Annotated in this window: 10 protein-coding genes; 8 read left to right on the forward strand and 2 right to left on the reverse strand. The window is 55.4% G+C overall.

All coding sequences use genetic code 11. The features are described from left to right. Positions 1-7: 7 nt before the first annotated feature. The 5 genes from rsmB to glyS all read left to right on the forward strand — a co-directional run bounded on the left by rsmB (position 8) and on the right by glyS (position 7,317). Positions 8-1,306 (forward strand): 16S rRNA (cytosine(967)-C(5))-methyltransferase RsmB, encoded by a 1,299-nt coding sequence (gene rsmB, locus P2G53_RS10655; protein WP_275817020.1) that lies wholly within the window; start codon positions 8-10, stop codon positions 1,304-1,306. A gap of 39 nt (positions 1,307-1,345) precedes the next feature. Next, positions 1,346-2,722: a Trk system potassium transporter TrkA gene (gene trkA / locus P2G53_RS10660; protein WP_275817022.1), complete on the forward strand. Its 1,377-nt coding sequence runs from the start codon at positions 1,346-1,348 to the stop codon at positions 2,720-2,722. 15 nt (positions 2,723-2,737) lie between these two features. Then, positions 2,738-4,186 carry a TrkH family potassium uptake protein gene (locus P2G53_RS10665; protein ID WP_275817024.1) on the forward strand — a complete coding sequence of 483 codons (1,449 nt, stop codon included), beginning with the start codon at positions 2,738-2,740 and terminating at the stop codon, positions 4,184-4,186. A gap of 114 nt (positions 4,187-4,300) precedes the next feature. Further along, complete coding sequence (gene glyQ / locus P2G53_RS10670; protein WP_275817026.1) at positions 4,301-5,266, forward strand: glycine--tRNA ligase subunit alpha; 966 nt, start codon at positions 4,301-4,303, stop codon at positions 5,264-5,266. Then, positions 5,266-7,317 carry a glycine--tRNA ligase subunit beta gene (gene glyS, locus P2G53_RS10675; RefSeq protein WP_275817028.1) on the forward strand — a complete coding sequence of 684 codons (2,052 nt, stop codon included), beginning with the start codon at positions 5,266-5,268 and terminating at the stop codon, positions 7,315-7,317. The genes glyQ and glyS overlap by 1 nt, the downstream gene beginning before the upstream one ends. A 65-nt stretch (positions 7,318-7,382) precedes the next feature. Here the strand turns inward: glyS and argA are convergent, their stop codons facing one another. Together argA and argE are read right to left on the reverse strand one after the other, a co-directional pair. After that, positions 7,383-8,720 carry an amino-acid N-acetyltransferase gene (gene argA, locus P2G53_RS10680; protein ID WP_275817030.1) on the reverse strand — a complete coding sequence of 446 codons (1,338 nt, stop codon included), beginning with the start codon at positions 8,718-8,720 and terminating at the stop codon, positions 7,383-7,385. 15 nt (positions 8,721-8,735) lie between these two features. Continuing rightward, positions 8,736-9,887 carry an acetylornithine deacetylase gene (gene argE, locus P2G53_RS10685; protein ID WP_275817032.1) on the reverse strand — a complete coding sequence of 384 codons (1,152 nt, stop codon included), beginning with the start codon at positions 9,885-9,887 and terminating at the stop codon, positions 8,736-8,738. A 130-nt stretch (positions 9,888-10,017) separates the two neighbouring features. Here argE and P2G53_RS10690 point away from each other — a divergent pair, with 130 nt between their 5' ends. From P2G53_RS10690 to P2G53_RS10700, 3 genes are all read left to right on the forward strand, one after another. Then, positions 10,018-11,001: a CYTH domain-containing protein gene (locus P2G53_RS10690; RefSeq protein WP_275817034.1), complete on the forward strand. Its 984-nt coding sequence runs from the start codon at positions 10,018-10,020 to the stop codon at positions 10,999-11,001. Positions 11,002-11,046: 45 nt separating this feature from the next. Further along, the gene (gene glnE / locus P2G53_RS10695; RefSeq protein ID WP_275817036.1) at positions 11,047-13,941 is read left to right on the forward strand and encodes a bifunctional [glutamate--ammonia ligase]-adenylyl-L-tyrosine phosphorylase/[glutamate--ammonia-ligase] adenylyltransferase; all 2,895 of its coding nucleotides are present in this window, start codon (positions 11,047-11,049) and stop codon (positions 13,939-13,941) included. A 211-nt stretch (positions 13,942-14,152) separates the two neighbouring features. Beyond that, positions 14,153-14,878: a hypothetical protein gene (locus P2G53_RS10700; RefSeq protein WP_275817038.1), complete on the forward strand. Its 726-nt coding sequence runs from the start codon at positions 14,153-14,155 to the stop codon at positions 14,876-14,878. Position 14,879: the final 1 nt, after the last annotated feature.

Raw genomic sequence — 14,879 nt, forward strand, 5'->3', positions numbered from 1 at the left:
AGACACCATGGCTGATAATGCCCGCCTGCTGGCCATTCAGGTACTGACTCCACTCCTGACCCAACGCGGCTCTCTCAGAACCCAACTGGCGGCGGTTGAAAGCCGCTGCCCGGATCAGGAGCGAGGCCTGTTACGTGAGCTCTGTTACGGTACCCTGCGTTATCTGCCTCAGCTTGATCAGCTACTCGCGCAACTGCTGCGCAAACCCTTTCAGGAAAAAGATCAGGACCTGCAGGCCCTGCTTCTACTCAGTATCTACCAGATCAGACACACCCGGGTACCTGACCATGCCTGCCTGAATGAAGCGGTAAACGCGACACGAGTGTTGGGCAAAGAGTGGGCCGGGAAACTGGTCAATGCTGTACTGCGCCGTTATCAGCGCGAGCACGATGATCTAGAGACCCAGTTGCAGGATAAGGCCAGTTTTAAATTCAACCACCCTGATTGGTTTGTCGCCAAACTGCAGCACAACTGGCCTGAACACTGGCAGGCGATTCTTGCCAACAATAATCTGGCAGCCCCTCTGACGCTGCGGGTAAACCTGTCAAAAATCAGCCGTGAAGACTACCTTGCTGCGCTCAAAACAGCCGGGATTGATGCACAGACCACCCCATTCAGCCCCTATGGTCTGCGGCTGAGTGAATCCTGCAATGTCACTACATTACCCGGATTCGCCGATGGCTGGTTCAGTGTGCAGGATGAAGCAGCCCAGCTCGCCTGTGACCTGATGGACCTGTCGCCTGGCCAGCATGTGCTGGATGCCTGCGCCGCGCCCGGTGGCAAGCTATGCCATCTACTGGAACACACCTCTGAACTGGATGTTGATGCGGTAGAACTTGAACCGGCCCGGGCACGACGCATTGAAGAAAACCTCAGCCGACTGCAACTGCAGGCAACGCTGATCATCGGTGATGCCAGTAAACCAGACTGGTGGGACGGCCAGTTCTACGATCGCATTCTGCTGGATGCACCCTGCTCAGCCACCGGCGTGATCCGTCGCAACCCGGATATCAAACTGCTACGTCGGGGTGAAGATATTCATGCTTTAGCCCAATTACAGGCCGAAATACTGGATAACTGCTGGAAAATGCTGAAACCCGGCGGCAAACTCCTGTATGCTACCTGCTCAATTTTCCCTCAGGAAAATGAGCGTCAGATCGAACGTTTTCTGGCGCGGCAGGCTGATAGCCAGCTCCATCCAATAACAGCGGAATGGGGATTGGAACGGCCCGCCGGGCGGCAGTTGCTGCCACAGGCCGACGGGCATGACGGGTTCTTTTACGCCGTACTGGAAAAAACAGGTTAAGCTTCTTTTAGATCACCGGGCAGTCGAAGCGACGTATTCATGAAAATCATTATCCTTGGTGCAGGACAGGTGGGTGCTTCGTTGGCAGAGAACCTGGCCAATGAGGACAACGACATCACTGTGGTGGATATGGACAGTGCACGCCTGAGAGAACTTCAGGATCGCCTGGATATCCGCACCGTCGAAGGTAAAGCCTCACACCCCTCGATTCTCGACCGAGCCGGCGCGCCCGATGCGGACATGATCATCGCCGTGACCAACTCAGATGAAGTCAACATGATCGCCTGCCACCTGGGCCAGACCCTGTTCAAAACCCCGACTAAAATTGCCCGTGTCCGGGAACATGATTACCTGCACCGCAACGATCAGATCTTTGGTGAAAAAGGTATCGCCATTGACGTGCGGATCAGCCCTGAGCTGCTGGTAACCAAACATATCAAGCGCCTGATACAACACCCAGGCGCGCTGCAGGTGCTGGATTTTGCCGAAGGCAAAGCGCAGCTGGTGGCGGTCAAAGCGTATTATGGCGGCCCGCTGGTTGGACGCGAGATCTCCTATCTGCGCACCCATATGCCTAACGTGGACACCCGTGTTGCGGCCATCTTCCGGCGTGGCAGCCCGATCATCCCCAAAGGGGATACCGTGATCGAAGCGGACGATGAGGTATTTTTCATCGCCGCACGTAAAGATATTCGCGCGGTAATGAGTGAAATGCGCCGTCTTGATCGTCCCTACAAGCGCATCATCATCGCGGGCGGCGGTAACATCGGCGCCCGTCTGGCCCAGACCATCGAAGATTCCTATCAGGTCAAAATCATCGAGCGTGGTATTCAGCGCTGTAACTGGCTGGCCCGCAACCTCAGCAACACCATTGTTTTGCAGGGCAGTGCCTCTGACCGTGAATTGCTGATTGAAGAAAATATCGAAGACACCGATGTATTCTGCGCCCTGACCAATGACGACGAAGCCAACATCATGGCCTCCATGCTGGCCAAACGGCAGGGCGTGCGTACTGTGATGACCCTGATCAACAATCCCGCCTATGTGGATCTGGTGCAGGGCGGTGAAATTGATATCGCCATCTCACCTCAGCAGACCACCATCGGCGCATTGCTGACCCACGTGCGACGCGGGGATGTGGTCGAAGTGCACTCACTGCGACGCGGTGCAGCCGAAGCACTGGAAGCGGTGGCTCATGGCGACAAGTCCTCCTCCAAGGTAGTGGGACGTACCATCGAAGAGATCAATCTGCCACCCGGCACCACCATCGGCGCCGTGGTGCGCAACGATGAAGTGCTGATCGCCCACGACGATGTGGTGGTGGAGAGTGGCGACCACGTGATTCTCTTCCTGGTGGACAAAAAACGTATTACCGAAGTGGAACGTCTGTTCCAGGTTGGCCTCACTTTCTTCTGATAACGGGCGGGGCTGATGCACTTCAGAGTCATACTACGCATTCTGGGCATACTGCTGATGATCTTCAGCCTCAGCCTGTTGCCTCCGTTGGCAATTTCGTTCATCTACAAAGACGGCGCTGACTTAGCGTTTATCACCGGCTTCCTGATCACGCTTATCACCGGCTTTCTGATCTGGCTGCCGGTACAACGGGTCAGAAAAGACCTGCGGACCCGCGATGGCTTTCTGATCACGGTGTTGTTCTGGGTGGTACTGGGGCTGTTTGGTGCATTCCCGCTGATGCTGGCGGACAGTCCTAACCTGAGTTTTGTTGATGCGGTCTTTGAGTCCCTGTCGGGGCTGACTACCACCGGTGCCACCGTAATTACCGGCATCGATTATCTGCCGGAGTCGGTGCTGTTTTACCGCCAGCAACTGCAGTGGCTGGGAGGCATGGGTATCATCGTTCTGGCGGTGGCCATTCTGCCGATGCTGGGCATCGGGGGCATGCAGCTCTACCGTGCAGAAACGCCGGGGCCGGTAAAAGACTCCAAACTGACACCGCGTATTACGGAAACCGCCAAGGCGCTCTGGTATATCTACCTGTCGCTGACCATCGCCTGTGCGCTGGGATACTGGCTGGCGGGCATGACCCTGTTTGATGCGGTGGGGCACAGCTTCTCCACCGTAGCGATTGGCGGTTTTTCGACCCATGACGCCAGCATTGGTTATTTTGATTCGGTAGTCATCGAATCGATCTGTGTATTTTTCATGGTGATCTCAGCGGTCAACTTTGGTTTGCATTTCTTTGCCTGGCGCCAGCGCACCCTGCTGCACTACTTCACTGATCCGGAATTTAAATTTTACCTGCTGACACTCGGCGTGATTACCTTTATCACTTTATTTGTTCTGGTGGTGACTAACACCTACGGCCCGGAAGAATCATTGCGCAAGGCCGTGTTTGAGGTGGTTTCCGTCGCCACTACCACCGGTTTTGCCACCGCCGACTTTGCCCACTGGCCGGTCATGCTGCCGTTTTTGCTCTTTGTCTGCGCCTTTGCGGGTGGTTGTGCCGGCTCCACCGGGGGCGGCATGAAAGTTATTCGCGTCCTGTTGATCCTGAAACAGGGTTACCGTGAAATTCAGCGTTTGGTACATCCCAATGCAATCATTCCGGTAAAACTGGGCAAAAAACCGATCTCGGAAAAGGTACTGGAAGCGGTCTGGGGCTTTTTCTCGGTGTACCTGATTGTGTTTGTGGTGATGCTGATTGCGCTGATGGCCACCGGCCTGGATCAGGTCACCGCCTGGTCTGCAGTAGGCGCAACCCTCAACAACCTGGGCCCGGGCCTGGGTGAAGTAGCAACACATTATGGCGACCTGAACGATACCGCCAAATGGGTGCTCTGCGTGGCCATGCTGTTAGGCCGATTGGAAGTATTCACCCTGCTGGTATTGTTCACACCGGCGTTCTGGCGGCGATAAGTCCGTTCATTTCATCAATCCGGATGAATCTTGTCCGATCTGCGCAGGAATGCAGCAGTCCCGCATTTTTTTGTTGTATAATTTCGCCCTTATTTTCAGGCCAATGAATTGCAAATGGTGAATTCTGTGACAAACAAGGCAATGCCAGACGTCAGCACATTTCAGGGACTGATCCTTGCGCTGCAGGAATACTGGGCAGAGCAGGGCTGTGTGATCGTGCAACCCCTCGACATGGAAGTCGGAGCAGGTACTTTCCATCCCGCAACCTTTCTGCGTGCGATCGGACCCGAGACCTGGCGTTCCGCCTATGTCCAGCCAAGCCGCCGTCCAACCGACGGACGCTACGGCGAAAACCCAAACCGTTTGCAGCACTACTACCAGTTTCAGGTGGTACTGAAGCCCTCTCCGGACAATATTCAGGAGCTCTATCTGGGCTCATTGCAGCGCATGGGCGTTGATCTGAGCATCCACGACGTTCGCTTTGTCGAAGACAACTGGGAATCTCCGACGCTGGGTGCCTGGGGTCTCGGCTGGGAGGTCTGGCTAAACGGCATGGAAGTGACTCAGTTCACCTACTTCCAGCAGGCGGGCGGTCTGGAGTGTTATCCGGTCACTGGCGAGATTACCTACGGCCTGGAACGTATCGCCATGTATCTGCAGAACGTGGACAGCGTGTACGACCTGATCTGGGCCAAGAACCCGGACGGCTCCGTGGTGACCTACGGCGACGTGTTCCACCAGAACGAAGTGGAGATGTCCGCCTATAACTTCGAACAGGCCGATGTCCCTGCACTGTTTGGCAATTTTGATCATTACGAAAAAGAGTGTGAAAAGCTGCTGGCTGCCGGCCTGCCGCTGCCCGCCTATGAAATGGTTCTGAAAGCCTCTCACACCTTTAACCTGCTGGACGCCCGCCATGCGATCTCGGTCACAGAGCGTCAGCGTTTTATCCTGCGGGTTCGCACGCTGGCACGCAGCGTTGCTCATGCTTATTTTGATGCCCGCAAGGCACTCGGTTTCCCGTTGGCACCGGAAGCACTGCGTCAGGAAGTACTGGCCAACTGCGAGGAGAGCAACTGATGGCACAGCACGATTTTCTGGTAGAACTGGGCACTGAAGAGCTGCCACCTAAAGCGCTGAAAACCCTGTCTGATGCCTTCACTCAAGGCATTGTTGCCGGACTGGCTGAAGCCGGTGTGTTGCACGGCGAAGTGATCAGCTATGCATCACCACGCCGACTGGCCACACTGATTCGCGCGGTGGATGAAAAACAAGCCGATCGTGATATTGAAAAACGCGGACCTTCCGTCAAAGCACCTGAACAGGCGGTCGAAGGTTTTGCCCGCTCCTGCGGTGCCACGCTGGATCAGTTGCAGACCGAATCTACCGCCAAAGGCGATTACTACGTCTTCCGTGCCACCGAAGCAGGCAAAGCCACCACCGCGTTGCTGCCGGCACTGGTCGATCAGTCTCTGGCTAAACTGCCGATCCCCAAGCGCATGCGCTGGGGTGCCTCACGGGTTGAGTTTGTCCGCCCGGTACACTGGCTGGTGATGCTGTTTGGTGATGAAGTGGTGGATTGCGAAATCCTGGGCCTGACCTCTGGCCGCAAAACCCGTGGCCACCGTTTCCACTACAACCACGAGATCGAACTGATCAGCCCATCTGAATATGTAGAAAATCTGCGTACTCCGGGCCACGTGGTGGCTGATTTTGCTGAGCGTCGTGAGCAGATCCGCCAGCAGATCATTGCCGAGGGTGAAAAACTCGGTGGTGTCACCCAGATTGATCCTGACCTGCTGGATGAAGTGACCGCCCTGAACGAATGGCCTGTCGCACTCACCGGTCGTTTTGAAGAACGTTTCCTGGACGTGCCCGCGGAAGCCCTGATCTCTTCCATGAAAGAGCATCAGAAATACTTCCACGTACTGGATGCCCAGCACAACCTGATGCCGAACTTCATCACCATTGCCAACATCGTTTCTAACGATCCGCGGCAGGTGGTTGAGGGTAACGAAAAGGTGATTCGCCCACGTCTGTCAGATGCGGCGTTTTTCTTTGAAACCGATAAGAAAACCACGCTGGAATCCCGGGTCGAAAAACTCAAGGACATCGTTTTCCAGAACGAACTGGGCACCCTGCACAACAAAGCCACCCGCATCAGTTCTCTGGCCGGCGTCATTGCTGAGCAGCTGAGTGCAGACAAGGCTAAAGCCGAACGTGCTGGCCTGCTGTGTAAAGCCGACCTGATGACCGATATGGTCTACGAATTCACCGATCTGCAGGGCCTGATGGGTTACCACTACGCACTGCATGATGGCGAAGATGAAGAGGTGGCACTGGCGCAGAATGAACATTACATGCCGCGTTTTGCCGGTGATGAACTGCCGACAACCGCCTCCGGTATCGCCGTGGCCATCGCCGACCGCCTGGATACCCTGACCGGTCTGTTTGGCATCAATCAGCCACCGACAGGCTCCAAGGATCCATTTGCCCTGCGCCGCGCGGCGCTGGGCGTACTGCGTATCATTGTGGAGCGCGAACTGGATCTGGATCTGCGTCAGTTGCTGACCATTGCTGCCGACAATCACACCTCGCTGCCGGGCCGTGAAGGTCTGGAAGACAAGGTGCTGGATTTCATGCTGGACCGTTTCCGTGCCTGGTATGAAGATGCTGGCATCCCGGTTGGTGTGTTCCTGTCAGTGATGGCACTGAAACCCAGCCGCCCGCTGGATTTTGATCGCCGCGTTAAGGCCGTCAGCCACTTCCGTAACCTGGTGGAAGCGGAAGCACTGGCTGCTGCGAACAAGCGCGTATCCAATATCCTGAGTAAACAGGGTTCGTTGCCACAGTCCGAAGTCAACACGACACTGCTGACTGAAAAAGCCGAGCAGGCGCTGGCGGATGCCATCGCAACTCAGCAGGCAGCACTGGAGCCGCTGTTCGCCGCAGGCAACTATCAGGCAGCCCTGGAATCCCTGTCCGCCCTGCGTGAGACTGTGGATGCCTTCTTTGAAGACGTGATGGTGATGGCTGAAGATGAAGCAGTGCGCAACAACCGTCTGGCGCTGCTGAACCAGCTACGCGGCCTGTTCCTGGGCGTTGCCGATATATCACTGCTGGGCAGCTAAACTCTGCCCGAAATAAAAAAGGCCGCGGGGTAACCCAGCGGCCTTTTTTTGTATCCATAACCTGCTCAGAGGCTCTTGATAAAAACCTTGGAGTTACGCTGCAGGTTGTACATTGCCTTTTTCGAACCCGGTAACTGGTCGATATCAGCCGGTACAAACCCCCGCTCCAGAAACCAGTGTGCGGTTTTGGTGGTCAGTACAAACAACGAATGAATGCCCTGCGCTTCTGCCTGAGCCTCAATCAGCTTCAATAGCTGATCACCCCGACTGCCGCCTTTGTACTCGCCGGAAACCACCACACAGGCCAACTCAGCCATCTGCTGCTCCGGAAAAGGATACAACGCCGCACAGCCAATCACCGCACCGTCCCGTTCAATCAGGGTAAAGCGCTCGATTTCATTCTCCAGAATCTCGCGGGAACGACGCACCAGCGTACCATCCTGCTCCAGTGGATGAATCAATTCCAGAATCGCACCGACATCCTCAATCGAGGCCTGACGCAAAACCTCATAGGACTCCGGCAGAATCATGGTGCCGGAGCCTTCACGGGTAAACAGTTCAGCCAGCAGCGCGCCATCGGTCTGATAGCTGATCAGATGACAGCGTTTAACGCCCGAACGACAGGCCTTAACCGCGGCATCCAGATGCCGCGACAGCTCGGTATGCGGTTGCTGCGGATCAGTCAGCGACGTCAGGTAATTGGCCACCAGCCGCTCCGCCGTGCGGGTCAACAACTCACTGCGCAGGGTGCCGGTGCTGTCCAGCACACCAGACTCACTGCCAAACAGAATCAGCTTGTCCGCTTCCAGTGCCGCCGCCGCGCAGGTAGCCACATCTTCCACCGCCAGATTGAAAATCTCACCGGTGGGGGAATAACCCAAATGTGACAGCAAAACAATATTGCCGCCATCCAGTTGCTGCCGGATGCCCTTGGCATCCATCCGGCGCACTTCGCCGGTATGGGCCATATCCACCCCGTCCAGCACACCCACCGGTTTGGCCGTCACAAAGTTGCCGGACACCACCTTGATGCGTGCGCCCGCCATCGGCGTATTGGGCAGCCCCAGCGACAACCGCGCTTCAATTTCAGCCCGCACTACGGCGGCTGCCTCAATCACGCAGTTGAGGGTTTCCACATCCGTAATGCGCAGATGGTGATGCAAACGGGAAGGGATCTGTTTCTGCTGCAACCGTTCACCAATCTGAGGGCGAGAGCCATGCACCAGAATCAGACGTACGCCGAGACTGTTCAGCAGCGCAATGTCATGCACGATGTTGGCGAAATTGGCATCCGCCACAGTTTCACCATCCAGCATCAGCACAAAGGTGTTTCCCCGATGCGCATTGATGTAGGGCGATGAGTGACGGAACCAGTTTACGTAGTCTTCTGTAGCCTTATTCACGCGGCTAAAACCTTTTTACAGACAGTAAGTTGCAATCATTTTTTCCAATAGTGCCACTGTAGGCTCGATCTGACTAAAAGCCAAATATTCATCCGGCTGATGCGCCTGATCAATGCTGCCGGGCCCCAGCACAATGGTATCCATGCCCAGATCCTGCAGGAACGGCGCCTCGGTACCGAACGCCACCGACTGGGCCTGATAACCGGTCAGCTTCTCAGCCATTTTCACCAGATCAGAATCCTTCTGGTTAGCAAACGGCGGTATGCCCGGGAACAGCGCCTCAGTGGTAAGGATTACGCCATGGGCTTCTGCAATCGGTGTCAGCCGTCGGGTCACATCTTCGCGCAGGTTTTCCAGATTCATGCCGGGCAACGGACGCAGGTCATATTCCAGTTCACAGCGGGCACAGATCCGGTTGGGGTTGTCACCGCCGTGAATACAGCCCAGATTCATAGTGGGTTCGGCAATTTTAAAATCACTGTTACGAAAATCCCGCTGCAGCTCCTGGCGGAAACTCACCAGTTCATTCAGCACATCCCGCATCGCCTCCAGCGCGCTGGCGCCCAGTGACGGATCAGACGAATGCCCGGCACGCCCCTGGATTCTCACTGCTTCCATCATCATGCCTTTGTGCATGTAGATCGGCTGCATAGAGGTCGGCTCACCGATAATGGCGTAGCGTGCCTTGGGTTTACCGGCCTCGGCCAGCGCCCGGGCACCGCACATAGAGCTCTCCTCGTCTGCCGTCGCCAGAATAATCAAAGGCTGCTGCAGCGGCTGATCAACAAACTTACGCGCCGCCTCAATCGCAATCGGGAAAAAGCCCTTCATGTCACAGGTACCCAAGCCATAAAAACGGTTGTCTTTTTCTGTCAGCTTGAAGGGGTCACTGTTCCAAAGCTCCGGATTACAGGGCACGGTGTCGGTATGACCGGACAACACTAAGCCCCCGGGACCGGTACCCAGCGTCGCAATCAGATTCGCTTTACCGGGTTGACCCGGAATGGGCATAACCTCAGTCCGAAACCCCAGACTGCTCAGCCAGCCTTCCAGTTTTTCAATGACGCCCAGATTGCTCTGATCGAGATCCGCTCGGGTGCAACTGATCGATGGCGATGCGATCAATTCATTGAGCATGGCGACCAGGGACGGGCAGGGGGTGGACATACGGTAATCCTCTATGTTGATACCTCGTCTCATTGTGCCAGTTTGCGACAAAATATCTATTGGTCTGCGCATATTCGGCGCCCGGCTTGAGGTAGACTTATACAAAAACAGGGATCTTGATGTTTAGCCCATGGCACTGGAAATCGAACTCAAATTAAGCCTGCAACCCAACGCGGTTACAGCACTGCTGAATCACCCACTGCTGCATAGCGCCCGCGCCAACGATCTGGGCACCCGCAGACTGGAAAACATCTATTACGATACCGCCGATCAGCGGCTGCGCCAGCAGCGCATTGCCCTGCGGGTGCGCAACAAGCAGGGACAGTATATTCAGACGCTGAAAGGCGGCGGCCAGGCCCGCGGAGGGATGCACACCCGGCAGGAGTGGGAGTGGACAATCCCCACCGCAACACTGGTACCTGAACTGCTGCAGGACACACCCCTGACTGAGCTGCTGCCTTTGGCGGAGCTTGAAACCTTGCTGCAACCGGCATTCAGCACCGATTTTGAGCGGCATATCTGGATCGTGTCGGACCCGGCAGCAACACCCCCGCTGAAAGTCGAGCTGGCACTGGATCAGGGCAGGGTGACGACACTTCAACGCTCAGATGGAACCAGTGATGCTATTTGTGAGCTTGAACTGGAACTGCTGGAAGGTTCCCCCGCTCAGCTCATAACACTGGCCCTGCAACTGGCTGAACAGCTGCCATTGCTGGTCAATGACGTCAGCAAAGCCCAGCGTGGCTACCGGTTACTGTCGCCTGCTGCTCAGCCCTCGCTGCTGACGTCTGACCCCTTGGCACCTATTTCAGCTCAGATCCAGACGCAGCTCTCAAACTGGCTGCGCAGCGTTGAGTTCTGGCAATACAGTCAACAGACTGAAGCGTTTGCGGCGCTAATAGCCGCTTTTTCGGCACTGAATGACCTACTGAGTGACCCTCAACTTGAGCTACCGGCGCCACTGAAAGCGATGCAACAGCAATTGGCAGCCCGGCTCAGCACAGGTGACGGCCGGGAGTTTTCCGCCCTACTGGAGACGCCACTGCCGGGACTGTTCTGTCTGCACCTGTTGCAGTGGCTACTGGTCGAGGATGACCTTCAGGCAAACGCCTAACAATAAGAACTTGCAGTCCTGCCGGGCTGCCTTCAGGAGAGCATCATGCACCTGCCCGATCCGGAAAACCTGTCCACCTCGTTGCACACACTGCTGGAGCAGCAGTCACAATCGTTGCAGGATGTGCTGGGAACACTGCCGAGCCTGAGTACGGCGTATCAGGAGCAGTTAAGCCGTGTGGTGCTGGGCAGTGATTTTGTGACCGATCAACTGAAGCGCCAGCCGCATCTATTAAGCGATCTGGTTGAAAGCGGTGACCTGCAACAGCATTACAGCCCGGACACCTACGCCTCCCGCTTGCAGACCCTGTTATCTGAGGCCACTGACGAAGCCTCACTGCACCGTGTTTTACGCAAGTTTCGTCAGCGCGAGCAGGTACGGCTGATCTGGCGCGACCTGTGCCGACTCAACAACATGCAGGAAACCACCCGGGAGCTCTCCTGGCTGGCGGATGCCTGTATCGATCAGACGCTGCAGTGGCTCTATCAGGATGCCTGCCAGCGCTGGGGCACACCCCACAGCCGCGATAACCAGCCCCAGCAGATGGTGATACTGGGCATGGGCAAGCTGGGTGCCAATGAACTTAACCTCTCATCGGATATCGATCTGATTTTTGTTTATCCGGAAAACGGCGAAACTCAGGGTGCGCACCGCACGCTGGAAAATCAGGACTTTTTCATTCGCCTTGGCAAAAAACTGATTCAGGCGCTGGATAACCAGACCGTGGACGGTTTTGTGTTCCGAGTCGATATGAGACTCCGGCCTTTCGGCTCTGCCGGACCGTTGGCGATCAGCTTTGACGCCATGGAAGGGTACTATCAGGATCATGGCCGGGAGTGGGAACGCTACGCCATGATCAAAGCCCGGGTTGTCGCCGGCGATAAACCCGCCGGTGAAACGCTGATGCAAATTCTGCGTCCCTTCGTCTACCGCAAATATATCGACTTCAGCGTGTTTGATTCGCTACGCGAAATGAAGGAGATGATCAGCCGGGAAGTCCGCCGCAAGGGACTGGACCACAACGTCAAACTCGGCGCTGGTGGTATTCGCGAGGTGGAGTTTATCGTGCAGGTGTTTCAGCTGTTGCGAGGCGGTCGTGATCATCGTCTGCAACGGCGTGAACTGTGCTGGGTGCTGCCCCATCTGCCAGAGTGGGTCGGCATGCCTGATTACGCCGCCCAGGAACTGATGGATGCCTATATTTTTCTACGTAACACCGAACACGCCATTCAGGCGCAGGCCGACAAACAAACCCAGGAGCTGCCAACGGACCCGCTACCGAAAGAACGCCTTGCCTTCAGCATGGGTTTTAGCGACTGGGATAGCTTCTCATCAGAACTTAAAGGGCACAGAGAAAAAGTAAGTACCCACTTCAAAGCCCTGATCAGCGATGTTAAAGAACACGACTCCGACGACGACCGCCAATGCGATCAGCAAAGCTGGCTCAGTCTGTGGAAGGATGACTGGGAAGATCCGGCTGCCATTGCACTGCTGACCGAGAAGGGTTTTGACAACCCGGAAGCCGCCTGGAAAACATTAAAAGACCTGCGGGACAGCCGATCTGTTCAGCTATTACAGCAGGTGGCGGTTGAACGTTTACTGGCGCTGCTGCCGGTTCTGTTGCATCAGGTCTGCCAGACCAAAAACAGCAGCGAAACCCTGAGCCGGGTGTTTCAACTGGTGCAGGCGGTGCTGCGCCGTTCCGCCTATCTGGTCATGCTGTCTGAAAATCCATCTGCCCTGCAGCAACTGGTCCGTTTGTGTTCTGCTTCCAGCTGGTTTGCTGACAAGCTGGCGCAACAGCCCATCCTGCTGGATGAACTGATCGACAGCCGGTCTCTGTATGAACTGCCCGACACCCACCAGCTAAGTAATGAGCTGCGCCAGCAACTGCTGCGCATACCGGAAGATGATATCGAGCAGTTAATGGATGCCCTGCGCTATTTCAAAAATGCCCATTTGCTTAAAGTGGCAGCGTCTGAAATCACCGGCGCACTGCCGTTGATGAAGGTGAGCGATTACCTCACCTGGACCGCTGAGGTGATTCTGCAAGCGGTACTGCAGATGGCCTGGCGTTTAATGACCGAGAAACATGGTCTGCCGATGAAAGCACCGGGGCAGCCCTGTGATCCGGATTTTATCATCGTAGGTTATGGCAAACTGGGCGGGATCGAACTCTCCTACGGATCGGATCTGGATCTGGTATTTATCCATGCAGCAGATCCCAATTTGAATACTGACGGTGACAAATCCATCGTGAACTCGGTGTTTTTCACCCGTCTGGGCCAGAAGATCATCCATATCCTGAACACCCTGACCACCTCGGGCCAGCTGTATGAAGTGGATATGCGGCTGCGTCCCTCTGGTAACTCCGGCCTGCTGGTATCCTCCCTGTCCGCTTTTGAGCGTTATCAAACGGTGGATGCCTGGACCTGGGAACATCAGGCACTGGTCCGAGCCCGTGTTGTGGCCGGAGACCCAGAACTTAAAGGTGCCTTTGAAGCGGTGCGTGCAGAGATTCTTAGCCGAACACGTGAGCAGGAAACACTGCGCGCTGAAGTGGTGGAGATGCGAACCAAAATGCTCAGGCATCTCGGCAGTAAAACAGAGCAGCAGTTTGATCTGAAGCACGACCGGGGCGGCATTGTCGATATCGAATTCATGGTTCAGTACACCGTGCTGGCCAATGCAGCTCAACACCCCGCATTGCTAACCTATACCGACAACATCCGCATACTGGATGCGGCTGAAGCCTGCGGTCTGGTCAGCACAACGGATGCTGAGACCCTTAGAGAGGCCTACAAATCCTTCCGTGCAGCAGGCCATCTTCAGGCGTTGCAGGATCAGTCAGGCGTGCTTGAAGAACATGAGATGACGGATCTGCGCGATGCTGTTGCCACTATCTGGTATCAGATGATGGAGCCCGACAGCCCTGCATGACAATACAGTGACGGAGTTTCCTGCTGCAGCGCAGCGATGGTGTACTTTAAACAATAGAGTTATGCCGAAATTAGCATGACAATATCGCACGCGCGAACTAAGCTTGGAGGTAATTGTTGGCGATCTCCAGGCTTTTCCCTTCAAGACCCCAGGTTCCAGTAGCGAACCCTTACTCCAATGGATTACTGCTCCAAAGCACGGCTGCTTAGCTATGAAATATATTGCTTATAAACGCTATCATGGCGTTCAGACATTTACGTCTAAAACCGAATTATTTGATGTGATCGGGCAGGCTGAAGAGGATGCGTTTTTTCTCAAGGTCTTTCAGGTCGACATTACTGAACCACGTCTGTTTGACCAGTTAATGGCCAGCTTCCCCCACCTGTTCAGTGCCATGATGTCTTGGGAGATGAACCACCGCGACTGGTATACCAGTTTTGAATTTCATGCCTCGCGTGCACTAAGTCGTACCGTGCAGCTGCTGTTTGACAGTTTCAGGACTAACGTTCTGACCCTGATCGTGCACAACCATAAAATTCGTATTGTGAACGAACGCCCGCTGGGGAAAATCAGCGATTTCCCAACACAACCTGCTTTGCCGCTGAGCGTAACAACCCAGCAGGCCCGTCCGGTAGACAGCGAGAATCCATCCCGTCAGTTACAGATGCGGCTATATACTCTGCGCAAAGAGATTCATGCCGATGAGGGCTCAGCCCGGGTACCGAGTGAAATTCTGGCCCGGCTCAACACCCGCACCAAGTCAGAACTGATCAATCTGTTGCGACTGGGCATGTTCGACCTGCCGCAGCTGCAACAGGTCCTGTCGCAATATCAGAGCGAAACCCTGTCCACAGCAGACACCGATGCGCTGTTCCAATGGTTAAAACAATCTGAATATGCTCTGACAACAGGCACGCAAACGCCGCATACAGGCTAAC

Origin of the sequence: Neptuniibacter sp. CAU 1671 (genome assembly GCF_029222905.1) — a bacterium.
GTDB lineage: Bacteria > Pseudomonadota > Gammaproteobacteria > Pseudomonadales > Balneatricaceae > Neptuniibacter.